This window comes from Acetobacter nitrogenifigens DSM 23921 = NBRC 105050, assembly GCF_000429165.1.
GTDB lineage: Bacteria > Pseudomonadota > Alphaproteobacteria > Acetobacterales > Acetobacteraceae > Acetobacter > Acetobacter nitrogenifigens.
In genome coordinates this window covers 439954-464158 of the sequence record NZ_AUBI01000001.1, presented here as the reverse complement: position 1 = coordinate 464158, position 24205 = coordinate 439954, and the positions used below count along the sequence as shown (strand labels likewise).

22 protein-coding genes are annotated in these 24205 nt (G+C 61.5%); 10 read left to right on the top strand and 12 right to left on the bottom strand.

Going from position 1 to position 24205, the window contains the following annotated elements:
* Window positions 1-89: 89 nt before the first annotated feature.
* Window positions 90-911, bottom strand: a complete 822-nt coding sequence (locus tag G442_RS0102145) for an endonuclease/exonuclease/phosphatase family protein (protein ID WP_026396658.1) — start codon at window positions 909-911, stop codon at window positions 90-92.
* A 305-nt stretch (window positions 912-1216) separates the two neighbouring features.
* Complete coding sequence (locus tag G442_RS0102140) at window positions 1217-1900, bottom strand: carbonic anhydrase (protein ID WP_026396657.1); 684 nt, start codon at window positions 1898-1900, stop codon at window positions 1217-1219.
* Window positions 1901-2273: 373 nt separating this feature from the next.
* Between G442_RS0102140 and G442_RS0102135 the strand changes: the two genes are divergently transcribed.
* Window positions 2274-3275: an NrtR DNA-binding winged helix domain-containing protein gene (locus G442_RS0102135; protein WP_026396656.1), complete on the top strand. Its 1002-nt coding sequence runs from the start codon at window positions 2274-2276 to the stop codon at window positions 3273-3275.
* A 134-nt stretch (window positions 3276-3409) separates the two neighbouring features.
* The gene (locus tag G442_RS0102130; RefSeq protein ID WP_161628318.1) at window positions 3410-4930 is read left to right on the top strand and encodes an FAD-binding protein; all 1521 of its coding nucleotides are present in this window, start codon (window positions 3410-3412) and stop codon (window positions 4928-4930) included.
* On the opposite strand, the gene G442_RS0102125 is transcribed toward G442_RS0102130, so the two are convergent.
* From G442_RS0102125 to G442_RS20485, 3 genes are all read right to left on the bottom strand, one after another.
* On the bottom strand, window positions 4925-6367 hold the full coding sequence (locus tag G442_RS0102125) for an FAD-binding oxidoreductase (RefSeq protein ID WP_026396654.1): 1443 nt from the start codon (window positions 6365-6367) through the stop codon (window positions 4925-4927). The two genes, G442_RS0102130 and G442_RS0102125, sit on opposite strands and share 6 nt — an antisense overlap.
* Window positions 6368-6878: 511 nt before the next feature.
* On the bottom strand, window positions 6879-9971 hold the full coding sequence (locus G442_RS0102115; protein WP_026396653.1) for an efflux RND transporter permease subunit: 3093 nt from the start codon (window positions 9969-9971) through the stop codon (window positions 6879-6881).
* A 4-nt stretch (window positions 9972-9975) separates the two neighbouring features.
* Window positions 9976-11379: an efflux RND transporter periplasmic adaptor subunit gene (locus tag G442_RS20485; RefSeq protein WP_161628317.1), complete on the bottom strand. Its 1404-nt coding sequence runs from the start codon at window positions 11377-11379 to the stop codon at window positions 9976-9978.
* A gap of 194 nt (window positions 11380-11573) precedes the next feature.
* Here G442_RS20485 and aspS point away from each other — a divergent pair, with 194 nt between their 5' ends.
* The 6 genes from aspS to G442_RS0102080 all read left to right on the top strand — a co-directional run bounded on the left by aspS (window position 11574) and on the right by G442_RS0102080 (window position 17315).
* Window positions 11574-13385 (top strand): aspartate--tRNA ligase, encoded by a 1812-nt coding sequence (aspS, locus tag G442_RS0102105; protein ID WP_026396652.1) that lies wholly within the window; start codon window positions 11574-11576, stop codon window positions 13383-13385.
* Between the two features lie 122 nt (window positions 13386-13507).
* Complete coding sequence (locus tag G442_RS20480) at window positions 13508-14437, top strand: EipB family protein (protein ID WP_051291817.1); 930 nt, start codon at window positions 13508-13510, stop codon at window positions 14435-14437.
* Window positions 14438-14570: 133 nt separating this feature from the next.
* Window positions 14571-14735, top strand: a complete 165-nt coding sequence (locus tag G442_RS25695; protein WP_169720784.1) for a hypothetical protein — start codon at window positions 14571-14573, stop codon at window positions 14733-14735.
* Window positions 14732-15667, top strand: a complete 936-nt coding sequence (locus G442_RS0102090) for a DnaJ C-terminal domain-containing protein (RefSeq protein WP_026396651.1) — start codon at window positions 14732-14734, stop codon at window positions 15665-15667. The genes G442_RS25695 and G442_RS0102090 overlap by 4 nt, the downstream gene beginning before the upstream one ends.
* The gene (locus G442_RS20475; protein WP_051291816.1) at window positions 15664-16020 is read left to right on the top strand and encodes a chaperone modulator CbpM; all 357 of its coding nucleotides are present in this window, start codon (window positions 15664-15666) and stop codon (window positions 16018-16020) included. The genes G442_RS0102090 and G442_RS20475 overlap by 4 nt, the downstream gene beginning before the upstream one ends.
* An 89-nt stretch (window positions 16021-16109) precedes the next feature.
* Window positions 16110-17315 (top strand): sensor histidine kinase, encoded by a 1206-nt coding sequence (locus G442_RS0102080; RefSeq protein WP_026396650.1) that lies wholly within the window; start codon window positions 16110-16112, stop codon window positions 17313-17315.
* A 452-nt stretch (window positions 17316-17767) separates the two neighbouring features.
* Here the strand turns inward: G442_RS0102080 and G442_RS0102075 are convergent, their stop codons facing one another.
* From G442_RS0102075 to zwf, 7 genes are all read right to left on the bottom strand, one after another.
* Window positions 17768-18184, bottom strand: a complete 417-nt coding sequence (locus tag G442_RS0102075; protein WP_026396649.1) for a c-type cytochrome — start codon at window positions 18182-18184, stop codon at window positions 17768-17770.
* On the bottom strand, window positions 18184-19782 hold the full coding sequence (locus tag G442_RS0102070) for a flavin monoamine oxidase family protein (RefSeq protein ID WP_026396648.1): 1599 nt from the start codon (window positions 19780-19782) through the stop codon (window positions 18184-18186). Before G442_RS0102070 ends, G442_RS0102075 begins: the two co-directional genes overlap by 1 nt.
* Before the next feature lie 138 nt (window positions 19783-19920).
* On the bottom strand, window positions 19921-20070 hold the full coding sequence (locus tag G442_RS26650) for a hypothetical protein (RefSeq protein WP_154660336.1): 150 nt from the start codon (window positions 20068-20070) through the stop codon (window positions 19921-19923).
* A gap of 182 nt (window positions 20071-20252) precedes the next feature.
* Window positions 20253-20645, bottom strand: a complete 393-nt coding sequence (locus G442_RS20470) for a hypothetical protein (protein ID WP_146882094.1) — start codon at window positions 20643-20645, stop codon at window positions 20253-20255.
* A gap of 90 nt (window positions 20646-20735) precedes the next feature.
* A complete protein-coding gene (gene petA / locus G442_RS20465; protein WP_051291814.1) occupies window positions 20736-21374 on the bottom strand; it encodes a ubiquinol-cytochrome c reductase iron-sulfur subunit in 639 nt (212 codons plus the stop codon).
* Window positions 21375-21425: 51 nt separating this feature from the next.
* Complete coding sequence (locus tag G442_RS20460) at window positions 21426-21917, bottom strand: hypothetical protein (RefSeq protein WP_051291813.1); 492 nt, start codon at window positions 21915-21917, stop codon at window positions 21426-21428.
* Window positions 21917-23374, bottom strand: a complete 1458-nt coding sequence (gene zwf / locus G442_RS0102045) for a glucose-6-phosphate dehydrogenase (RefSeq protein ID WP_026396647.1) — start codon at window positions 23372-23374, stop codon at window positions 21917-21919. Before zwf ends, G442_RS20460 begins: the two co-directional genes overlap by 1 nt.
* A 152-nt stretch (window positions 23375-23526) precedes the next feature.
* Here zwf and G442_RS0102040 point away from each other — a divergent pair, with 152 nt between their 5' ends.
* Together G442_RS0102040 and G442_RS0102035 are read left to right on the top strand one after the other, a co-directional pair.
* Window positions 23527-23775 carry a hypothetical protein gene (locus G442_RS0102040; RefSeq protein ID WP_026396646.1) on the top strand — a complete coding sequence of 83 codons (249 nt, stop codon included), beginning with the start codon at window positions 23527-23529 and terminating at the stop codon, window positions 23773-23775.
* Window positions 23776-23837: 62 nt separating this feature from the next.
* The gene (locus G442_RS0102035) at window positions 23838-24110 is read left to right on the top strand and encodes a DUF2312 domain-containing protein (protein ID WP_026396645.1); all 273 of its coding nucleotides are present in this window, start codon (window positions 23838-23840) and stop codon (window positions 24108-24110) included.
* The last annotated feature ends 95 nt before the right edge of the window (window positions 24111-24205 follow it).

The window sequence follows — 24205 nt, the reverse complement described above, 5'->3', positions numbered from 1 at the left end:
AGGGCTGAAATTTATTTCACCGTCCCGAAGCTGATCTGCGGCGCTTTTTTGTCAGATGTCAGAGCACGACCGCCAAAGAGGCTGCTCGGTCAGGGCGGAGACAGTTTGATCGACACGGGGCAATGATCTGACAGGTGGTCAGGGGGGATGTCCGTATTTTTGAAGGTTGCCACCCGGAGGCTGCCCGGCGCCATCCAGTGCTCTGCGCCGCCGCCAAGCAGCAGGTGATCGATGAAATATTCCCCGCCCCAGCATGGACTGGCGCGCCCGGAAGTGGTGAGCGTGAGCGGCGCGTCATGGGTCAGAGCCATATAAAATGGATCATGTGGCGCCAGGCGTCGGTTGAAATCGCCTATGATCGCGAAGGGCTGCCCTTCGTCCGTCCGTTCGAGTATCCAGTCATTGAGTATTTCGAACTGATTTTCCAATGTCGGACAGGAATGGCCGCGTTCGTTCCAGGGGTTGTCCCAGCACCCGGTTTTGAGATGCACCACGAGAACCCGTAATGTGGACGAGCCGTCTGCGATCGTCACGTCCAGCCCGCTTCGCAGTGCGTGCGGCGCGGTGGGCGGATAGACGTTGAGAGCTGTGAGATCGCGGTTGCGCGTCACATGCAGCATGCGCTTCACCGCGATGCCCACGCGCTGTTCGATCCTGTCGTCCGACATGACGATCGCGTAACGCGACAGTGGGAAGACCATCGCAGCCGTGCGTGGCTGATCGACTTCCTGAAATCCGATGACATCGGCGTCCAGCTTTTGTGCATAAGCCGAAAGGCGAGCAAAATCGGCGGGTTGTCGTCGGTAGACGTCTGGGGGAATGCTTTTCTGCCCCTCGGGATCGCTGGTCAGCCAGTCGAGATTCCATGTTGCGATCTTGATCGGACCCGCAAGGCATACGTTTGGCGGCATCGTGACGAGCAGCATCGCCGCCACGGCGGAAATGACGGTTCTTCGTATGAAACCGTCTGGAGATTTTCGTTTTTTACGACCAGTCATCGTATCCGTGCAGCGCGTTTCGCGACCATGTCCAAGTCGTGCGTCATGCCGGTTATGGCTGGACGGCTGGCGCCCGTCCAGCGCGTGGCGCGCCCCAAGGGGGCGATCGTTACGGTATGCTCGGTCGGATGTCGTGGGGCCGCCCTCGCGAAGCGGATATTTTCGACGGTCGCGAGAGCGGTGCGCGGTGAGAAGGGCGCGGTGAGAAGGGCGCGGTATCAGGCCGCCGCGTTCTCCGAGGCCTCAAGACTTGCAACGGCCTGCTCGATGCTGATCGTGCGACGGGTGTTTTCGTCCAGCACCATAACTTCGCCGCTGCCGATATCGTAGAACCAGCCCTGCAGGATCAGTTCCTGCTTGGCGAGAGCGGCCGCGACGGAGGGGTGGGTCCGCAGATGGGCGATCTGCAGCAGCACGTTCTGCTCCGCCATGCTGCGAACCGTCGCTGGTCCGCCATCGGTCGCGGCCAGAGCGACCGCGCGTGCGGCTTCCGCATTGCGAAGCCATGATTGCACGGTCGGCATCTTGGCCAGCTTTGCAGGGTCGGGATCCAGAAGAGCCATCATGGCGCCGCAGTTGGAGTGGCCGCAGACGATGATGCTGGTTACCTTCAGCGCAAGCACAGCGTATTCGATCGCCGACGACACGCCGCCGAGCATCTCGCCGTAGGCGGGCACGATGTTGCCGATATTGCGTAGAACGAACAGTTCGCCGGGGTCGCTCTGCGTGATCAGGGTCGGGTTCACACGGCTGTCGGCGCACGCGATGAAAAGTGTCGTCGGCGATTGGCCGTCGGCCAGTTCAGCGAACAGTTCACGCTTCTGGGGGAATATCTGTGTGTTAAAATGCTCCACGCCGTGCAGGAGCGCAATCAAGCTTTCTTTGGCGTCATTCTTCGCCATACCGTCTCTCCTAAATGGACCCACTGTTTCAGCGGACCCTAACATGTGGCGCCAGCACGGAGAATGTCCCGGAGCGCTGTTGGTTGCCTCCTGAAAGGAATTGTCATGCGGGCGACACCCTGATGAAATGCGCAGGCGGCCGATCTCGGGGGCGCCGTCAGGTTTTGATAGTCAGAAGCCTGTTGCTCCGTCTCGAGAGGATGTTCGCAACGCTTGTGAATTAAGCGTGGGGAGCTGTCGGAAAATCAGGAGGGAGGGGCGGTAGACCGGTTACGGGCGAAAGTGCGTCGGATTTGGCGTCCTTGCCGACGGAAGACTGACGCTGTGCAGTTGAGCGTCGTAACCGAGCACGTCGTTGGGGTGATCCGCGGTCATGAGGGAAGGGACACGGATCGTCCTCGTAGCCGTGCCCATCGCTCTCAAGGGCGACGTTCCTTATGTAATGACTGGAAGCGACGGGTTTATGCCCAGTGTCGAGTTGCGTCACGGCTCCGTTCCGGAGGCGCTTCGCGACATGATGGCGCGTCGTCGCAGTTCCGGAGTGGTGCGTGCGGAACAACTGGCGCTGGAGGAAGGCCTGGACGGACGCTCACCAGCCAGAAGCCTGTATGTGGTGACGACCACGATAGAGGGCGACGCAGCCAACTGGTCCCCTTGTTATCATTATCTGCCGTGGGAAGATCGGCGGTCGCAGGGCGATCAGGCGCGGGAGCGCGGAAACGAGTCAGGTCAGAAATGGGTGAATCCTGAAATTCTGGCGGCAATGCTGATGGAGACGATCGATACGACGTCTTATTCGGTGGGGCAGCTTTATCGACGCCGGATCAACGCCCTGTTCGGGACTGGTGGATGGCCATGGCGACCCGAGCTGGCGTACGAGCGTTTCATGGCGCTGAGGGAGGCGGTGGTCGAAGGTCGTATCAACGAAGACGTCTTGCATGCGTTGGGCGTGGGCAAGTTGGGCGATCGGGAGCGGCATCTCGCGCGGGCGCTTGGCGTGGTGCGCAATGCCTTTCGCTCGTTATCGGTTCCAACCGAGTTGATGCCGCGCCACTTCACCTTGCGGCAGTTGCAGGCTGGCGTGGAGGGCGTGATGGGTGAGCATCGCGATAGCCAGATGTTTCGACGCGAGATCACACGGGCAAAGCTTGTGGCGGCTGCGGGCGGGTTGGTTTCTGATGCGCCCGGTCGCCCCTCGCGTTTGTTCCGATTTAGAATTGAAATGGAAACGCTGCGTGAACTGCAGACGATGACGCTGACCCCTCCGGTGGTGATCGAGCAATTGCAGTCCGAGACGTTGGATGCGGTGCTGGCGCCACAGGACGACGCGGCGCTCCGAGAGAAAGGCCCGCGCGAAAACGCGAAGCGTCGGTAACCAGATGATCACACTTGTCGGGTAAGCCGTTGTGGGGTCGAAGACCTCCAGTTATGGCGGGAGCACGACATGGCAGGCGTTTCTTGCTGCGTTCTTTTGTTGGAATGGCTGGCCAGCCAAAGCGCGGTTCTTCGATGATGCGTTCCCTGGACACTCACGCGTTGAGGGGGCAGCCTGTGATCGTGGGTGCGGGAGTGGCGGGGCTCCTCACGGCGTTGCGCCTTGGCGACATGCCGTGCGTCATTGTCTCGGCAGCTGAGAAGCCGGGCGCGGGGGTGCTCGCCTCCGGCGTTGGAAAGGCGCTGGGGCGTGATGAAGCGATTGCGGACCGCGCTGCGAAAACGCTCGCCTGTGGCGCGGGATTGGCGTCTCCGGAAGTCGTTCAGCAAATCACGGACGCAATGCCGCATGTGTCGGAAGATTTGGCGCGCATCGGCGTGGGGCTGGACGCCCATGATTCGGGGGCGGCGCTTCATGCGGCGTTGCTGGCGAAGGTCCATGAGCGCCAAAACGTGACCATCGTGGCGCCCGCGATGCTTAGGCGGCTTACGATTATCGATGGACACGTCCGGGGCGTTAGCCTTGACGTTGGCGAGAGATTGCTTGCGATAGACACGAACATTGTCATTCTTGCGTCCGGGGGCGCCTGCGGTCTCTTTCCCGGCGCCCTGACGCAGGGGCCGGAGATTGGAGCGGGTATGGCGGTCGCTGCGCGCGCAGGCGTGGAGTTTTCAGATCTGGAGCTGATTTATTTTCATCCATTGACGCTCGACGAGGGCGATGCGCGCTCGACTGGGGTCTATGCGCCTGTCGAATTCTGCAAGTATGGCGTGTTGTTTGACGACGCCGGGTGCAAGCTGAATGTCGAGCAACGCGACCCGGGGTCGCTCGCGCGTGATATCGCCGTGCGGCGGGCTCAAGGGCGTGCAGTTTTTTTTGACATAACGCGCGCTTTAACCGCAGACGCTTTCAAGCGTGATCCCGCGCTGAATGCGATGGTTCAGCAGTGCCGAGCACGGGGTCTCGATCCGAAGACGCAGGCGCTGCCGGTTCGTCCGGCCGCTGCATTTCAGATCGGCGGGATTAAAGTGGATGTCGCGGGGCGCTCCTCCATTCCTGGACTTTGGGCGTGCGGAGAGGTTGCGTGCACCGGGTTCCATGGCGCGTCGATCAGCGCGGGTAATCCGCTGCTGGAGGCCGTGGTTTGCAGCGGATTTGTAGCGGAGAGCGTCCTTGGCGCGTCGCTCTCTCCATTATGCGACGTATCTGGCGTTCGTCCGGACCGTGCACCGTTGCATCGGCAATTGTCTATGGTGCGACAGGCGTTCGGGAACGCACTCGGGCCGGTCAGAAATCGCGCTGGAGTTCTGCGGGAACTGGATACGCTCTCTCGTTGTTCCGGCTATGACGATGCGGCGCTGATGGGGTGTCTGACGATGATTTCGGCGTTGATGCGTCAGGAGAGTCGTGGCGTACATTATCGGAGTGATTTTCAGCAAAGAGACGCTGTTGCGCGCCACAGTGTTCTCACGGAATCGGACATGCGCTCAGTCGTAAGGACTATCGGGCGTAATCATTTTGGCCCGACGTCCGCAGATGCGCAGATGCTGGACGGAGTTCTTGCAAGGGACGTCGATTTCGCGTCGCGTTTATGAATTGAGTGACGCTTCGCGCCCATAAACTCTGCCCGCCGGCAGAAGTTTTCCGGGGTTGAGAATTCCATCGGGGTCGAGGGTGTGTTTCAGCGCCCGCATCAGGCTAAGGGCTCCGTCTCCGTGTTCCGTTTCCAGGAATTCCTGTTTGCCCACACCCACGCCGTGTTCGCCGCTGCATGAACCGCCAAGGCTTTGCGCACGCCCAACGATAAGGCGGTCGAGTTCGAGGATGCGACGGCGTCCGTCGTCACTGTTTTCTGCGATCAACAATGCGTGGAAATTCCCGTCTCCGACATGTCCGAGAAGCGCCGCCTGCAGGCCGGACGCGTCGATATCCCTGCGGACGCCCGCGATGAGAACGCCAAGTTTTGAAATCGGCACGATGCAGTCTGTGGAAATCACCAAAGCCCCCGGAGCGAGCGATTTCGCCGCCCAGAACGCGTCATGCCGCGCCTTCCACAGGCGTGACCGCTCTTCGGCCGTGTCAGCCCATGTGAAGCCCGATGCGTTGTTGTCGAGCGCGATGGTTTCCGTCGTTCGCACCTGTTCACTCACGGCGTCCGGGGCTCCGGCGAATTCGAAGAAGAGTGTTGGTAAGGGCTTCAGGTTTTCCAGTCTGGAATAGCGGATCGAGGCGCCCATCTGTACTTCGTCCAGCAACTCCACGCGGCTGATCGGCAAACCGATCTGCACGAGTTGCATCGTCGTGGCGACGGCGTCGTCCAGATTCGTAAACTGGCAGATCGCTGCGGATACGGTTTCGGGGAGTCCGTAGAGCCTGAGCTGTATTTCCGTGATGACGCCGAGCGTCCCCTCCGATCCGACAAACAGGGCCGTCAGATCGTAGCCTGTTGAGGATTTGCGCACCCGACCGCCGGTTCGAATTATCTCGCCTGTTGCGAGAACGACCGTAAGACCAAGAACATTTTCCTTCATTGTGCCGTAACGTACGGCGGCCGTGCCGGATGCGCGCGTGGCGCACATGCCGCCCAACGTCGCTTCTCCGCCAGGATCGACCGGAAAGAACAGTCCCTGATCGCGGATGTTCGCGTTCAGGGACTGTCGGGTCAAACCCGCTTGCACGCGGCAGTCGAGATCGTCCGTGTTCACGGCGATGATCTTCGTCATCCGCGACAGGTCGAGGCTGATGGCGTGCTCTGGCGGCGTCACATGGCCTTCCAGCGAGGTGCCGGCTCCGAATGCGACGACGGGGACGCGATGCTGATGGCATACGCGCAACGTTTCCGACACGTCTTCGGTACTTTCTGCGTAGATGACTGCTTCAGGCAGGCGGGAGATGTCCAGCGCTTCGCCATGGCTGTGTTCTTCGCGAACTGAGTGTGTCGTGCAGACCCGATCGCCGAACCGTGTTCGTAACGTCTCGATAGCGGTGCGGACACGGTGGGCTTGCGTATCTGGAGCGGCGAGAGCGGTCATGGAGAGTTGGGTCCTGTGATCGGCTGGAGGCTCTGGGCGCCGGGCAGGCGCGCTGGCCGTATGTGAGCGGAAAACGCCGCTTTGGAAAAGACCGCGTCGTGCGGCTCTGGCGTGCGCCCGCGCAGACAAAAAGGTTGGCTCAGGCGGCGGCCCTCTGACAATCGCGCTTCGGTCGGTCGAAAATCAGGTCTCGGCGCAGCGCGTTCAGGTTGCGTTCGCCTTGAGAAACGGTCGGCGCGGCCCGCCCGATCAAAGGTTCTGGCGTTACGAACAGGTTCACCTGTTCTGAGATGCGCGTATTTCGGTGGGATTGCCTGTTGTCGTCGTAGACCTCGACGATTCAACGCGCGGGAACGCGGGCATCAAGCCTCATGCCTGCGTTGGGGCTGGAAGGCGAGAGTCGGATCGCCATCCGGGCCTCAACCGAATGGGCGTCAACGGGTTCGGTGGCGCAGTTCTATTGTTTCACATTTTCTGGAGGCCCAGCCGCTCCCCGGCAAGCGCCGGTGGATCACGCTTGGCTCCGCATGACGCGGGCGTAGAGAGACGGCAGCACCAGAAGGGTCAGCAGCGTCGAGGACACGAGGCCGCCGATCACGACCGTCGCCAGCGGCCGTTCGACCTCCGCCCCTGCGCTTGTCGAAAACGCCATCGGGAAGAAGCCGAGGCTTGCGACCAGCGCCGTCGCCATGACCGGGCGAAACCGCTCATCGGCCGCCCGGAACGCCGCCTGTGCGGCGTCCAGCGCCAGGTCTCTCCGTAACGTGCCGATGGCGGATAGCAGCACGACGCCGTTCAGGATCGCCACGCCGAACAGGGCGATAAAGCCGATGCCCGCAGAAATGCTGAAGGGAATTTCCCTGTCCCATAAAAGGACAATGCCGCCGGTGGCCGCTATAGGCAGGTTGAGGAACACCAGCAGGGCGGCGCGCGCCGAGCCAAGGGCGGCGACCAGAAGGACGTAGATCAGTGCAAGCGCGATCGGCACGACGATCTCCAGCCGACGCATCGCGGATTGCAGGTTGCGGAATTGTCCGGCCCACTCCATGCGATACCCGGGGGGCAGAAACACCGCCTTGCTCACACGCGCCTGCGCTTCGGTCACGAAAGAGCCAAGGTCGCGGCCGCGCACATTGGCCTGCACGATGATACGGCGGCGGATGCCGTCACGGCTGATGCGCGGCGGACCATCCTGAACTGCGATATGCGTCACGGAGGAAAGGGGGGTGGAGGCCCGCCCGTCCGAGCGTCTTACGCGGAGCTGTCCTATCTGCGCGACGGAGGCTGTGTCGGAGGCGGCGAAGCGGATCTGGGTCGGAATGATGGCGTCGCCCACGATCACTGGCCGTGCGACGAGGCCACCGACTGCGGACACTGTGTCGAGGATGTCGGATGCGGCCACGTCCAGCCGCGCGGCGCGGTCGCGGTCGATGTCGATATGCACGAACGGCACGGTTCCATCGTCCTGCGGCGCAACGTCCGCCGCGCCGGGGATTGCCGCCATTGTCGCCGCGATCTGCCGGGCGAGGCGTGAGAGAACGTCCAGATCGTCGCCGTAGATTGATACGGCGATCTGGCTCCGCACGCCGGAGAGCAGGTCGTCCATGCGCATTTCGATCGGCTGACTCCAGTTCTGCAGCGTATCTGGCAATTCGTCATGGAGCCTGCGGCTCATCGCGTCGACCAGTCCCTGCTGAGTGCGAGCCGTCGTCCATTGCGACGGGTTTTTGAGGAAGATGAAGCTGTCCGTTTCGTTCACGCCCATAGGGTCGGTGGGAATGGCGGAAGAGCCGGTCGTGCTGATCACTGACGTGACTTCGGGGAAGGAGCGGAGAATCCGTTCCTGCTGCGTCACGCCCGTCAGCACGGTAGGGAGTGATGCGCTGGGCAGGCGCGTCGTCGTGACGGTCAGGGCGCCTTCCTCCAGCGTCGGAATGAACTCGCCGCCCAGCCGGGTGGCGAGAAACACGGAGAGAAGAAAAACGCCGATGGCCGAGCCGAACATGGTTTTCGGGTGCGCTTCCCCCCACGCGACCATGGGGCCGTAGCCCCGACGCAGGATCGCGACCAGCTTCGTGTCGCCTGCGTTCTCGTTCACGCCGTCGTCGACGGCGTGTATCGGGCTGCGGCGCAGGGCGAGCGATGCAATGACGGGGATGAACACGACGCACCACACGAGCGAGGCGAGCAGAGCCATGATCACGGTCTGGGCCATCGGGCGGAACATCTTGCCTTCGACGCCCTGCAGCGTGAGTACTGGCAGGTAGACCATGACAATCACCAGGATTGCGAAGCTGACGGGGCGTATCACCTGCGCAAGCGAACTGACCACCAGCGTTGGCAACGCCACGTCACGTTCGCGCGCCCTGCGTGAAAGAACGTGTTCGACGACGACCAGAGAACTGTCGACAATCATGCCGAAATCGATCGCGCCAAGGCTGAGCAGGTTGGCCGACACGCCGAACAGCCGCATGCCGGCCATGGCGCAGATCAGCGCGAACGGGATGCTGGAGGCGATCACCAGAGAGGCGCGCCAGTCGCCGATCACCACGATCAGCACAACGATCACCAGCGCCGCGCCCAGCGCGAGGTTTTCCTTTACGGTCGCGATGGTTTTTTCCGTCAGTCCGTCGCGCGCGTAGTACGGCGCGATGCGCACGCCCGGAGGCAGGCTGCGCTGGATAGCGGGAAGCCGCCGTCGGATTTCGTCCAGCGTGGCGTTCGAACTCGCGCCCTGCTGCATCATCACGACGCCCACGACAGCTTCACCCATGCCGTCATGCGTCACCGCGCCCAGTCGGGTGCGGGGCGCGCGCGAGATCTGTCCAAGGTCGCGCAGGCGGATGACCGTCCCGTCCGGGGCGACGCGCGCCGGTATGGCGCCAAAATCCGCAAGGTCGCGGATCAGGCCGCGTCCAACGACAATCTGCTGTTCAGCGTGGCGCTCGATCCAGCCTCCGCCGCTGGCGGCGTTATTGGCCTCGACCGCGCGAAAGACGTCGCTGACGGAGACGCCATACGCGACGAGCCGTGCGTCGCTCAGACTGACTTGCCAGGTTTCCTCCCCGCCGCCGTTGATGTTGACGTCCGCGACACCCGGAATCAGCCGGAACTGCGGCGCGATCGTCCAGGCGGCGAAGCGGTTCAGTTCCATCAGGGAGCGATCCTTGCCCTCCACACGGAACTGCATGATCTCGCCCATGCCGGTCGAGCGGGGGCCCATGTTGATGGACAGGTTCGGAACGGTAAGGGAGCCGCGCAGCTGTCCAATCCGCTCGCTCACCCGCGTTCGGTCGAGATCTATGTCGGTGCTGTCGGCGAACTGCACATAGACGACGGATACGCCGGAACGTGAAATGGAGCGCAGGTCCACGAGGTCCGGCAGGCCGGTCATCGCGCTTTCGACCGGGAAGGTGATGAGTTTTTCGACTTCCTCCGTGGCGAGGCCGGGCGCTACGACCGACACCAGAACCTGTCGCGGGGAGATGTCGGGAACTGGCTCGACAGGCAGTCCGGCAAGCGAGGCGACGCCGACGGCGATGATCGCGGCCAGGACGCCGAACAGCAGAAACCTGCTTTTCTGAAGGGCGTAGAGGAGGCGCATCGCGTCAGTCGTCGTCGCCGAGTTGTGCTACGGCGCCAATGGATTTCAGAACGAAGGCGCCTTGCGTCACGATTGTCTCGTCGCCGCGCAGACCGGAGCGGATGATCACGCGGCCGCCGTTTTCCAGGCCGGTGACGACGGGGGCCGGGCGAAAACGCTCAGGCGTTTCCTGCACGAAGACAAAATCCCGCCCGTCGATCCGCTGCACCGCGTCAGAGGGGACGGTCACGCCGGTCTGCTGCGCCGTCGTGTGCAATCGTGCGTCCAGCATGGCGCCCGGCCGCAAGGCGCCGTCTGGATTGGCGACCTCGGCGATGACTCGCAGCAGGCCGTTCGTTGGGTCCGCCGTCTGATCGATGCTGGCGATCTTTCCGCTCCATGGCCACGTCTCGTCGCCTTCGGTCTGAGCGTCGTCTCCGTTGTTCGTTCCCTGTCCGGCGGGGCGTGCGTCGAAGCGTCCTCCCGGCGAAAGTTGGGCGGCGTTTTCGGGGGCGATCCAGGCGACGAACCAGACATGGGACAGGTCTGCGACGGTCGCTACGTCCGTTCCGGCTTCGATGTCGGCCCCGGGGGCTGCGGCAATGGACTGCACCACGCCATCGACGGGCGACAGGAGCGTCGAGCGTTCGTCCTCGTCAATGCGTTCCGTGACCGAGGTGTATTCTTCCTGAAACCGGTGGCTGATCGTGCCGACGTCGGCTTCGCGCGCCGCCAGATTGGCGTCCGCCTGCTGCAGCATTGCCGTCCTGCGCTGGAGTTCGCCTTGCGACACCGTAGCGCCCACCAGCGCGCGCCCCCGGTCGTAAGCCAGCCGCGCGTCGGTCTGCTCGGCGCGGGCGGCAGCGAGCGCGGCCTGCGCCTGCGCGCGTTGCAACTGCGTCACATGCAGCGCGTGATCGGTGTAGTCGATAAGGCCTTCGCCGCGCTTCACCTTCTGTCCGGGGATGACGCTTACGGCCAGAACCTTGCCCGAGCCCGCCGGGCGCACATGGACGACCAGCCGGGTGTCCGGCTGGATCTGGGCCATGGCGGGCAATGTGCGTTCCAGCGTTTCGCGGGAAGGGTGGCCAGTGACGACGTTCTCTGTTTTCTGGGCGGCCAGACTCATCGTCACCATGCTCGCGGCGGAGGATGTGCTGGCGACGTCCTGAGTGGCTGTGGAGGCGCTGGTCGCAACGGGTCTTGCCGCCGTGCTCGCCGTCGTAGCGCTTTTGGCGGTTGAGATTCCGGGCGCGGAGTCCACGGTTATGGCCGCCGCGCCCGAACCTGCGGATGTGGCGGTCGCGGCCATGGCCGCCGCGGGCGGGAACGTCAGGAGCATCGTGGCGACGGCTGCTGCGACGGCCTTCGGGCGCGCGCGGAGCGGGAGTGTGGCGTTGAGCGGTTTCTGAAGCGTGAGGTGTTGCATGGATGTTAAGGGGCCTGCGATGTCCACGCGGATGCATATCATACGAACCTGACGGCGCGCTGAATGGCGGAGGGCGTCCTTGCGGCCATGAGGCGCGCGTTCTCAGGGTTGACAGATCGGGCGGCGAGCGGCTTCCTCCGACGCCTCATTTTACGCGCGGTTATGGCGCGGTTCACCTTGGACAGGACTTCAACATGCATCCGTATCGCACCCATAGCTGCGCCGCCCTTCGGGCAGAAGACGCCGGCGCGACCGCGCGTCTCTCGGGCTGGGTGCACAGCAAACGCGATCATGGCGGCCTGTTGTTCATCGACCTTCGCGACCATGCGGGCATTACCCAGATCGTTATTCCATCCGGATCTTCGGTGATGGAGGCCGCCGAGGCCGTGCGCGTCGAGAGCGTGGTCACGGTGACGGGCGAGGTCGTGCTGCGTGACGGGGCGACGCGCAACCCGAACCTGCCGACGGGCGATATCGAGGTGCGTGCGAAGGAGTTCGCCGTGCAGTCCGCCGCCGCCGTGCTGCCTTTCCAGGTCGCGGGGCAGGAGCACTACCCGGAAGACCTGCGTCTGAAATACCGCTACCTCGATCTTCGTCGCGATAAGGTGCGCCGCAACATGATGCTGCGCGCGCAGGTCATCGCGAGCCTTCGTCGCCGAATGGTTGAGCAGGGTTTCACCGAGTTCCAGACGCCGATCCTGACGGCGTCCTCGCCGGAAGGCGCGCGCGACTTTCTTGTTCCCGCACGCATGCACCCAGGTAAGTTCTACGCGCTGCCGCAGGCGCCGCAGCAGTTCAAGCAACTGGCGATGGTGGCCGGACTGGACCGCTACTTCCAGATCGCGCCGTGCTTCCGCGACGAAGCCGCGCGCGCCGACCGCAGCCCCGGCGAGTTCTACCAGCTCGACTTCGAAATGGCGTTCGCGACGCAGGAAGAGGTGTTCGCGACGCTGGAACCTGTCATGGAAGGCGTGTTCCGGGAATTCGGCGGCGGCCGCGAAGTCAGCGCCGCGCCCTTCGTGCGTATTCCTTACGCGGAGGCGATGGCCGTCTATGGTTCCGACAAGCCGGACCTTCGCAATCCGTTGAAGATCAGCGACGTGACCGAAGCGTTCGCGGGTTCGGGCTTCGGCCTGTTCTCCAAGATTGCGGCGGACGGTGGCGAGATCCGCGCCATTCCTGCGCCGGGCGCAGGCGACAGGCCGCGCGGCTTCTTCGACAAGCTGAACAACTGGGCGCGTGAGAACGGCGCGGGCGGTCTTGGCTATATCGTGTTCGAAGCCGATGGCGGCAAAGGTCCGATCGCCAAGAACCTTGAAGCCGAGCGCGTCGAAGCGATCCGCGAGAAGACTGGTCTTAAGGCTGGCGACGCCGTGTTCTTTGCTGCGGGCAAGGGCGACGATGTCGCGAAGTTCTCCGGTCTGGTGCGCACGCGCATCGCGACGGAGCTGGACCTGATCGAGAAAGACGCCTTCCGCTTCTGCTGGATCGTCGATTTCCCGATGTACGAGCTGAACGAGGAGACGAAGCAGATCGACTTCTCGCACAACCCGTTCTCGATGCCGCAGGGTGGGCTGGAGGCGCTGAACACGCAGGATCCGCTGAAGATCAAGGCGTATCAGTACGACATCGTATGCAACGGCATCGAACTGTCGTCCGGCGCCATTCGTAACCATCTGCCGGAAGTCATGATCCGCGCGTTCGAGATCGCCGGTTATCCGGAAAGCGAGGTCGAGGCGCGTTTCGGCGGCATGCTCAACGCGTTCCGTTACGGCGCGCCGCCGCATGGCGGGTCGGCTCCGGGCGTGGATCGTATGGTCATGCTGCTGGCCGATGAGCCGAATATCCGCGAGGTGATTCTCTTCCCGCTGAACCAGCAGGGTGAGGATTTGATGATGGGCGCGCCCGCGCCGGTCGAGTCTGCCCGTTTGAAGGAGCTGTCGTTGGCGCTTGATCTGCCCAAGCCGAAGCCGACGGCGAAGACTGAGCCGACGAACGCGGGCTGAGCTCCGGTTCACGGGGGCGGGCCGTTACGGGCGGAGATTGCGCTCGGAGACGGTTTGCCCTCTTCTGGACGTATGATTTCGCATAAAGCTCCGGGCGTATGATCATGGAACGATTCAGACCCATGTCAGGAGGTCGGAGTGTCGCGGCCGTAGCGGCGTTGGCGATTATATGCGGCGCTGCGCCAACTTTCGCCGCCGACGGGATCTCCTCGACATTGTCTCAGGCGCGAACGCCCGGCGACGGGGTTGCCACGCCTGCCGCTGCAACTGCGGCTCCCGCCGTCACGGCCTCCGGCGCCAATGATGCGCAAATTAGCGCCGCTCCGCATCGCGCCGTCTATGATCTGACTCTCTCGGCTGTCAGTGGTGGGGACGTGGTCGCGGCGAACGGGTCTATGACCTACGCGGTTTCCGATGCGTGCGGCTTCTGGTCCACCGAGCAGATGCTGAAGGTGCAGACTGTGTCCAGATCCGGCGCGGCGTCGGAGCAAAACTCGGAATACTCTGCGCTGGAAAGCAAGGACGGACGGCAGTTCCAGTTCGCTACGACGCAGAAATCCGGCGACGAGACTGTGATGGTCATACGTGGCGACGCGACGCTCGACGCGGACGGGTCAGGCGTCGTGCATTACTCCGCTCCAAAAAAAAAGACCGTGACCCTGCCGAAGGGGACGCTTCTTCCAATGGCCCATACGCTGGCCATTCTCCACGCGGCGAAAGATGGCGCGCACGATCTCGCGCGTCCGCTGTTTGATGGCACCGGAGCGGACGGCGCGCAGCTAAGCTACGTGTCTATTCTTGGCTGGACACCTCTGGACGGTCCGGCGCCGTTTCCGGCGTTGTCGGGCTTGATGACGGCGCGGGTCCGGGTCGCGTTCTACGCCGTCGATCCGGGGGCAATGCTGCCGGATTTCGAGATGGGCATGCGGTATTACGCCAACGGCGTATCCGACAGGCTGGATATGGATTTTGGCGACTTTCGCATGAAGGGTTCCTTGCGAAGCTTTCAGCCGAAGCCGACGCCGAAACGTTGCGGGGCAGGACTTCATTAAGTCTCGTTCCCGCCCATTGACCGGCGGGGAATGCGTTCCCATTATTTTATGAAGTAAAGTTCATTGTTCGGTCGGCCTTGCAAGGCGGCCGCGACGCCGCCGGTTTCCGGGGCGTGAGAGGAGTGTGTAACGCATGAGCGGACAGACCGCGCAGGATGTGCTGCGGCCGCGCCTGAAGGCGTTGATCGCGCAGGCTGAGGTGGATGGGATCGCGCCGGACGTGACGATCTCCCTGTTGCTTAACCTGCTGGAGACGGAAGATTTCGGCGTCCCCACGCCGCCTGAGGAGGACGCGTGAGCACGGTCGACCCCTACGAAATCCTGGGCGTCGCCCGCACGGCGAGCCAGGACGATATCCGCAAGGCCTATCGCGCGCTTGCGAAGAAATATCACCCCGACCTGAATCCCGGCGACAAGGCGGCGGAGGAGAAATTCAAGTCGATCAGCCGCGCGAATGACTTGCTGTCCGACGAAAATCAGCGCGGTCGTTTCGACCGTGGCGAGATCGACGGGTCTGGACAGGAGCGCGCGCCGCCGGGTTATGGCGCGCACGGCGGATATCGCGATTTTGCGGACGGGGCGGGCGGGTTCCGATACGGCGGAGGCGGCGGGGGATTCTCTCAGGAGGATCTGGGCGACATCCTTGGCGGCATGTTCGGCGGCGGGCGGAGCGGCTTTGGCCGCAGGCCGGGCGGACCTGAACGCGGCGCTGACCGGTCTTATTCGCTGACCGTGCCGTTTGTCGACGCTGTGCTTGGGGCGACCTCGCGCATCAATTTGCCGGGCGGCGCGGAACTTGACGTTCGTATTCCACCGGGGATTGAGGACGGACAGGTGCTGCGTCTGCGTGGTAAGGGCGCCCCCGGCCAGCAGGGCGGACCTGACGGAGACGCTCTGATCACCGTTACAGTGACGCCGGACGCCCGTTACACACGGGAAGGGCGCGATCTGCGTCAACGGCTGCCGGTTGATCTTAAGACCGCCGTGCTCGGCGGACCGATCATGGTTCCGACGCCGTCCGGTACGGTGCGCATGAATGTGCCCGAAGGCTCCGACACCGGGTCGGTCATGCGTCTGCGCGGGCGCGGCGTCAAAGAGCATGGCGGGCACGAAGCGGGCAATCTTTACGTCGTCCTCGAGATTCACGTTGGCAAACCTGACGATGCCTTGCAGGCCTTCCTGAAGGACTGGAAGTCGGAAGGAGGCGCCGTCGGAGGGGAGGCGGCATGATCACGATCGAAGTCCTCGCCAGTCGCATTGGCCGGGCGAGCGTTGACGAGATCGAGGCATGGATCGGCCACGACTGGATTCGGGCGGAAGGCGTTCCCGGCCATTATGTGTTCAGCGAAATCGACGTTGCGCGAGCCGGATTGATCGTCGAACTCCGGGAGGATCTGGGCGTCGGCGACGACGCGCTGTCTCTCGTGCTCTCGTTGCTGGACCAGCTTTATGCAGCGCGTCGGGAAATGCGACTTGTCGCAGCCGCTCTGGACGGCGCGACGAGCGATCTCGACCCGGATGGGAGCCTTGTTCCGCTGCTGCGTGAAGCAATGCTCCGACGTTTGCCGCTCTCACACGAATAAATAGCCGACCGGCCTCCGACCTCGCCGGGCGGAACTTAGTGGGCGCTGGCGCGTCCCATACTGGTGCTGGCGGGAGAGGCGATGGCGTGATGGATGCGAATCTGCGACAGCGCGAAACCAAAGCCGCCGATCCGACCGTGAAGGCATTTCTTGCTGAACTGCGCGACGGCGTGCGCGCCACGGACACGCTGTTCGTGGACGCAGCCGGAATGCTATGCTGGGAAACTGCGCGTTCCCCAAATTTGATCGCTGTGAGGGAACGCGTTGCTGCGGCCACACGTATTGCGGTGAGCACGGGCGATACTTCGTACGACGGCATGATCTCGGCTGTGGAAGCCTGTGGGGGCGTTCGCTGCGCGGCTGCACGGGTAGTCGATCCGACGGGCGTATTTCTCGGCTTGCTGTGTTGTCTGTGGGATGATGAGCCTGAGTGGGAGACCCTTATTATCAACCGGCAAGCGCTGGCGCTTCATGCGAGGCTTTTGGGGCATTTTTTGAAAACTGCGAGCCGTCTTGCCATAGTTGAAGATGAGGCGGCGCGACGCGAGCGATTTGTCGCCGCACTGACGCACGACCTGCGAAATCCTCTCGCCGCTGTGCTGGCAGGTTTGCGATTGCTGGAGCGCAAACCTGACCGATGGACCGATTTCGTTCCCCAGATGAGGCAGTCGGTCGGCAGAATGAACAGATTGATTGACGGGGCATTTGATCTTGTCGACCTGCAATTGACCGGGGTGGCGTCTGCAGGCGGGAACGATGATGGCTTGGACGAAACGGGAGCAAGCAGCGCTGACGTTTACCGAACCGATAGCGTTTCAACTGAGCAGATCGGGAATCTGCGTGTGAGAACACCCGAAAGTCTGACGCTTGTATTGCGCGAGGTCGTGGAGGAGTTCAGGTCGGCACAACCGGAGGTGATCGTCACGACTGACTTTAGCCTTCTGGCGCCGGTGTATTGCGACAGCGATCGGGTGGCTCAGCTTTTGGCTTCTCTCCTTTCCTCAGGGCGGGCGCTGGCATTAGCTGAGCAGACCATCGCAGTGACGGCCGTGTCCGGGCCGCAGGGATTTATATTGGATGTGCTTGCGACTCCGGCTGCGGAAGTTTTTGATATTTCCTCACATATTAGGGATCCGTTCGGTGGTGGAAGCAGAAGCGATCGTTCGCTCGACCTTGGGCTTTACGTCGCCGCTATAATCGCGCGCCTGCATGGAGGAGAGATTGCGGCGGTCCGCGAAGGGGAGGCGACGCGGTTGGTCTTTCGCATCGAGACGAATACGGGAGTCGGGTGCTAGGCGTCTGGCTCAATACTCGGGATAGAGAATAAAGTTTGCGACGACATGGATCGCAAGCATAAACGCAGTATTTTTGGGTGCGGCGATACGTCGGCAAAGGAATACACACGTTTTTAAAATCGCTGATCTGGTTGATCGATCAGGGGAAGTATGACGCGGCGCCTTGTTCATCACATGGAATATGGAATTTCGAGTTCAAACCATCTTTTTTGCAGGGCGTCTCTGTAAGGCGCCCGCAAGGAGCGCCTGGTCGATCATTGGGGTCTCTGGCGGGCTTCCTGGCCTGATGGCGTCACGAGAAAAAGGTCGCAGGCGCCCGGAAAATTCACCGGATAAATGATACATAAGGTTGTTTGCAGACCATACCATGTCGGGGCTCTGCCTCTGCATGCTATTGCCGATAGCGCGCATGATCGTTTGGAGGCATGGCAGTTTCCGTCACGTTGAATCTTTTAGTCAAAAATTGGCTTAATCGACTCCGCCGATGGTCGAACCTTTGCGACATCTGAGGGCTTCAAGACATCCGTGTAGTGATTGCCGAAATGTGTTCGCACGTAATTCACGATAGCTGCGATTTGATTGTCGGACAGCTTGTCCGCAAACCACGGCATTCCGCCGAACCCGTTTGCGACGACGTAAGCAGGATAACTGCCCGACGCTAGTTTAGGGTTTTCACTTAATGAAGGAAAATGAGCAACTCCTTCCGCCCCTCTTGCGTCCGCCATATGGCATCCCTGGCATAGCGTCTGATACAGGACACGACCGTCAGTTGTCGTCAGCTTGTTTTTCGTAATCGCATCAGCGCTATCCGCCCGTGCGGCGTTGGGAAGGCAGGCTAATGCTATCATCATGAGAGCGAATTTTTGCATTAACCGACTCCCGAAGCGCGCTTGTGCAGCTGCTCAATTGCGTTAATGGAGGAAAGCATGGATCCCTCCTGCCACCCACCTATGTAAGAAGCGTGCTCGCCCGCAAGAACAATACGATTGTCCATAGTGCACAGGTTTTTATAGTGATCCTTGCGGCGCTGCTCACTCCAGATTGAAGAGCATCCCATAGCCCACGGGACGCGGCTCCAGGCGACGGCGACGCCGGATGAGTATTCCTTGCGGTATTGCTTATGAATTTTTTCACCCGAAGCTATCGATGCTTCGATTCGCTCGGCGGGCGTCATGCCGGCAAAACGAAACGCCTGCACGTCTTCCCACAGATAGGCTCCGAGAAGAACGGCCTTGCCATTGGAAAAGTATTTCGTGCTTGGGTAAGATATTTGTGTAATTGGCAAGTCAGTGAAAGAAATTCCGCCATATATCTGCTCGTCTTCCTCCCAGAATCTGCGGTTAAATTCCAACCCGATCTTTATGGCTGGCGCGTAAGGCACGGCGGCGATTGCTGCACGCATCGATCCGCTCACCTGAATGTCAAGCTGAGACAAAATGGACAGTGGGATAGTGCAAATACAGTAGTCGGCTTTTGCTATACGAGTGACGCTTCCATGCGCGTCATCAGTGTATGTAACGGATACGCCTGAATCATCCTGGTGAATTGCGGTGACCTTGCACCGTAGGTTGATGACATTTTGCAACTGTTTTTGAAACGCTTTCCCGATTTGATCCATGCCGCCGACAGGTTGAAACATACTCGTCTGATGATTGAGAAGCGAGTTTACGGAAATTGCCTGCCATAGGCCAGAGCTGAAAATGTCGCCTCTGGAGAGTGGCGTCGATGCGATGGACGGGCCGTCCAGACCGCCGCCGGGCGGCTTTTCGTAACCTCGACGCATCGAAGTCAGATCGCTTTTCTTGTAGGCATAAGAGGCGTCGAGCATGCCGCAACTTTTTAGCGACTGTAGAATATGCTCTCGCTCATCAGCGCTGATTTCATTGTCCAGTGCGTGCTGATTTAAAGATTTTGCCAAAAGCTCTGAAACATAACCAGAGTAATCGGCGTCTACTACGCGATACCTTTGCGGTGCGCCATTGAACGCCGTGCTTGAATGCACGTAGGCGTTGTGGTTGACCTGGACAAAAGGTTCCAGTGCGACGCCAAGCGTACGGCAGTAATGCAGGACGGCCTGATGATGATAGGGTATCCGCCATGGGCCAGGATTGAAGTAATTGCCTTGAGCAAAACCCACATGCTGGACGGCGCCGCCCAGCTCTTCAAAGGTGTCTCCGCCGCGAAGGGAAAAATTCCGACCTCCGGCTCGATTTTGATATTCAAGAATTTGAACTTTATATCCAGCTTTTTGCAACTCATAGGCGGCGACCATGCCTGCCAGGCCAGAGCCAAGGATCAGAACGCTTGTTCCCGGCCGAGCGCCAGACAACTTGGGCGGGTTGACGAAATCACTCGCCGCAGCATGACCGAGGCTCGTCATCGCCTGATAAAGGGCTCCGGCGCCAGCAACCGCCCCTATTCGCGACAGGAGTTGTCGCCGCGTGGCGGCCGTCTCGTGCTCTGGCATAAAGAATCATCTCCCCAAAATATGCGGGCAAAAAATATTATTTGTGCGCAACAGTCAATCAACCGACGGTGCGCTCATATAGCCGGTTTGACGTCGAAGCTCCTCTAAAGCATCGAAGATCATTCACTTCGCCTTAAGTCAGATACCGATGCGTGGGGCCGGTTCGGTGGCGACGGCGCGTGGCTTGCGCTGCCTGGAGATTTCGATGCTGCGAAGCAGCTCGCGGGAATCCACTCTGGCGATGAACGTGCTTTTGATCTGGTAAAATGCCGAGATCGGGTCGTGCAATCCACTAAGGATGATCAGTGAGAGTTTGCCCAGCGGGTTCGCGTGGACGAACCCGGGTTTTGTGCTGACGGGCGGCGTCGTAAGTTTGTCTGGCGCGCGGCGCCATTGGCGCCAAGCTTTTGGGGCGTTGTTTACGGCGCGCAGTCACCGGGCCGCACGACGCCCTGCAGGTGGAGTTCGTTTTAGAAGCGGAACACCGGCAATTCGATATGCTGGCTGGACGTTGCGCCTTCCATTTTGAAGACGGCGGAATTTTCGGACTGCAAGGTGAAGGACACGACGCGTCCATCCTCGCTGGTCTTCCATGCGTTGGCGCCATCAGGCGCGAGGGCGTAGTCCGCCTTTCCTCCCTTTCGCAGGAAGTCCGGCAGATGAACGAGCAGACGGCTTGCAGGTCCGGCGGCCCGGTTCGCGCTGACGGTGATCGCGGGCAGGCCCATTGACGCCCATGACCCCGACGTTTGCGGAGCCGTGTAGACGACGCTTGTCTCCTGTTTCGGCGCGGCGGCCATGGAGTGGGTTACGTTCACCGTCAGTCCGAGAGCGAGGGCGGGAAGGAAGAGAGAGCGGCGCATGAAAAGCGTTCCTCGGAAAATGAGCGGCATGAGCGTCCGCGTTTTGTTGCTGCTCTGCCCCACGTCAGAAAATTCGTCCAGAGCGGGTAGTCAGATTTGCACGATGTCGGAGAAATCGAACGTGGCGCCGGGAGGGTTTTCTCCGATCCGAAGGTGGTTGGGCGAAAGCATCCGGTGCGGCGGAACGGGCAAGTTATAGGGCGCTGGAACGCCGGTGAAGACGCGGCCCGCGAGATCGAATTTCGAACCGTGGCATGGGCATGCGTAACCGCGCCGCATCGGGTCCGTGGCCCCCGAAGCATATGCGGGGACGCAGCCCAGATGGGTGCAGACGCCTACGAGCACGCCATATTCGGGTGAGAGAGACCGGTGCCAATTCGTGGCGTAGGGCGGCTGTTGCAATGCTTTTGAGTCAGGATCGCGCAGGCGAGCCCGCAGTTCGGGTGTTTTCAGTTTCTCCAGCGCCTGAGGCGAGCGTCTCGTGATGAATATCGGGTTTGATCGCCAGACCACCGCCACCTGCTGCCCTACGGCGAGCGTGGACAGATCCACGTCGATGGGTACGTTGGCGACGCTGGAGTCAGGAGGGACGAGGCTTTCCAAAAACGGCCAGCAAAGTGCGCCTGCGCCGACCGCGACGGTGGAGGCCGTCACGAGCGTCAGAAGATCTCTGCGCGGCGGGTTTTCCGGATGGGAGGGCGCCGCGGCGCCGGGAGCGGAGCCGGTCATGTGCGCCTTGTTATCCGGTTGGCCCCGGCGGACGCAAGCGAGGAACGCGCCTCAGTTCGCGCCGTTGGGGATGAGGTGGAATGTCCCCGGGGAGCCCTGATCGGAGAAGACTTGCCGGTCGACGCGGTCAACCTTGAGGGTGAACAGCTTCGGTAGAGATTTGTCCGGATTCGGGCATGATCCGGAATGTTTTTCCATTACGTCGATCTTCGTGCCGTCAGGCGGGCTGTTTCCGTCGACGATGAACAACAGGCAGTCCGGGCGGTCCCCGGTCATGCCGTTATGCGTGACAACGTTGCGTAAATGCCTGACCAGAGCAGAATCGTCGAACCAGCTTGTAGGCTGGAATGTATAGCTGTCGACCATGCGGTCGAGGATGCCGCTTCGCGCCAGAAAGATCGCGCCCAGACTGAGGGGCACGACCATGATCAGCCTGCGGATGATATGCTGGCGTAGGGTGCGCGGCTTTTTGCCGAAACCGACGCCGGGGCGACCGTTCGTGGATTTGTCGCCCGGGCGAGGGGAGGTCTTGCGAAACGCCATTAAAAATCTTCCAGCCATTTGGACCCGTCACGTGCGAGCAGGTCTTTCGATGAATCAGGCCCCCAGGTCCCGGCCTTGTATGTTTCCAGAGCGCGTGCGTCTTCCTTCCAGCCCGCCAGGATCGGTTCGACCCAGCGCCAGGAGGCTTGCACTTCGTCGCGACGGATGAACAGGACGGGATCGCCCTGAACCGCGTCCATCAGCAGCTCTTCGTATGAATCGGGGTACCGCGTATGGAATTGCTCGGGGTAGGAAACGTCGAGCGTCGCCTCGCGCAGACGGAACTCGTCTTTGGATGGGTCCTTGCTGGACAGCGTCAGTGAAACGCCTTCGTGGGGCTGCACGCGAAGCACCAAACGGCCCGGTTGCGGCGCGTCCTGAAAGATTGGCCAGGGCTGGGGGCGGAAGGTGATGACGATTTCGGTTGCCTTTTCGGCGAGGCGCTTGCCGGTTCGCAGATAAAAAGGAACGCCGAACCAGCGCGGCGTCCGCACCTCTGTCCGGATGGCGAGGAAAGTCTCGGTGGTGCTTTTATCGTCGCCAAGGTCGGTGAGGTACCCGTCCACGGCTTCCCCGCCGATCTCACCGGCGACGTATTGCGCGCGCACGGTGTCTTTCGCCACGACCTCCGGGCTCATCGGCTTCAGGGCGCGCAAAACCTTAAGTTTCTCATCGCGAAGGTCCGCCGCCGTCAGCGACGCGGGGGGCTCCATCGCGACGAGGCTGAGAACCTGCAACAGATGGTTCTGCACCATGTCGCGCAAGGCTCCGGACGTGTCATAATACGGGCCGCGCGCGCCGACCCCGACCGTCTCCGCAGCCGTAATCTGCACACTCAGAATCGTGCCGGAGTTCCATGACCGTTCGAGCATGGGGTTGGCGAAACGGAGAGCCAGAACGTTCTGGACGGTCGTTTTTCCGAGATAGTGATCGATACGGAAAATCTGCTCTTCCGAGAAGTACTTGCCCACGCCGGTGTTGATCTCTTCGGCCGAAGCGAGATCGACGCCGATTGGCTTTTCCAGAACGATCCGGGTGTGGGGAGAGATCAGTTCCTTGTCCGCAAATGCTGCGGCCGTCGATACATAAAGATTCGGAGCTGTGGCGATGTAGAACACCCTTGGGCGGTCTTCATGGCCGTCAAGAAGGGATTTCAGCGTGCTCCAGTCGGCGTCCTTGTCCGCAGCGTCTAGCGACGCATACTGTACGAGTTCCATGAACGCTTCAGCCTGCGCTGCGTCATATGAGTCGCTCGGGACGAACTCCTTCAGCGCCTTGGCGCCGCGTTCACGGTATTCCTCGGACGATAATTTCGAGCGTGCGACGCCAATGATCTGGGTGCCTTCCGGAGCCTGTCCGAGGCGGAAGCGCTGATAGAATGCGGGAAGCAGCTTCCGCATCGTCAGGTCGCCCGTGGCGCCGACGATGACGAAGTCGAAGGGATCTGTCTGTGTCATGACGGCCTGCGCATTGCGGGGCTCGTCGGTTGGCTGATCGATTTCGGACGGCTGGCCATTGCGCGCAGATGCAACCATCAGGGGACTCCGCTCTGGGTGAAAAGCGGCGGACGACCGGGCGTTGGCGCCGGTGGCGATAGGCCTGCCGCTGTTTGACTGAACGTTGGACGTCGATTTTCAACGCCGTACGCGTCGTCGCGTTCCGGTCGGACGCGATGCGCGAGCGAGCGCCTCCCTATAATCCGATCATTCGTCTGGCGCCAGCCCATCATGGCAGCGGGGAAAGAGTGCCTGCTCCGGTGGAGCAGGGCAATTCGTCGATTGACCATGGGACGGTCGCCGGGATAATGCCGCCCGTTCGTCGCTTTGCGGCGTTCGAACAAGCCGCCGTCATGGCGTGACTGCCTTTCGGCGTAGGGGCGTCATCTTCGGCGTCGAACAACAGAGATGGAGTGATGCGGAGATGGACACCGATATGGGTTCGGGCGGCGAAGACGCCGCAGTTGGCGGAATTGCGGTAGATCGCCTTCGCAGCATCATCGAGCGGGTGGAGCGCCTCGAAGAGGAGCGCAAGGCGCTTGCCGGAGACATCAAGGACATTTTCACCGAAGCCAAGTCGGCCGGTTTCGACGTGAAGGTGATTCGCCAGATCATCCGCCTTCGTCGACAGGAACCCTCGGAGATCGAGGAGCAGGAGACGCTGCTCGACATCTACCGTCGCGCTTTGGGCATGTGAGTTCTGCCGCGTCAGGATTTCTGGCGCGCGACAAGCCCCTGCCTGTGAAACCGGCGCGCATGTGATATTGGTTAGCCGGGTGTCGGCGTTGGACG